This is a genomic window from Paenibacillus etheri (assembly GCF_001012825.1).
GTDB lineage: Bacteria > Bacillota > Bacilli > Paenibacillales > Paenibacillaceae > Paenibacillus_AQ > Paenibacillus_AQ etheri.
Genome location: NZ_LCZJ02000069.1, coordinates 1 through 318 on the forward strand (window position 1 = coordinate 1; position 318 = coordinate 318).

Annotated in this window: 2 rRNA genes; both read right to left on the reverse strand. The window is 49.7% G+C overall.

The features are described 5' to 3' along the window. Window positions 1-94, reverse strand: a 5S ribosomal RNA gene (gene rrf, locus UQ64_RS28320); the annotation flags it as partial. A 128-nt stretch (window positions 95-222) separates the two neighbouring features. Beyond that, window positions 223-318 (reverse strand): 23S ribosomal RNA (locus tag UQ64_RS28325); the annotation flags it as partial.

A 318-nucleotide genomic window follows, 5' to 3' on the forward strand; every position in this document is an offset into this window, starting at 1 on the left:
AGGACCCTTCGGTCCAAGTACCATCGGCGCTGGAGGGCTTAACGGTCGTGTTCGGGATGGGTACGCGTGGAACCCCTCCGCTATCGCCACCAAACATGCGTCTGTGAAACAGACGCTGCCGCGTGAAATTCGGTTCATCACCAGAAGTGAGAATGAATTTTTAAGCGTAATTCAGGCTTGATGCCTGAAAACTGAATCCGAATTGAATTTGCGTTTTAAGTATAGGATAAGCCCTCGACCGATTAGTATTGGTCAGCTCCATGCATTACTGCACTTCCACCTCCAACCTATCTACCTCGTCGTCTTCAAGGGGTCTTA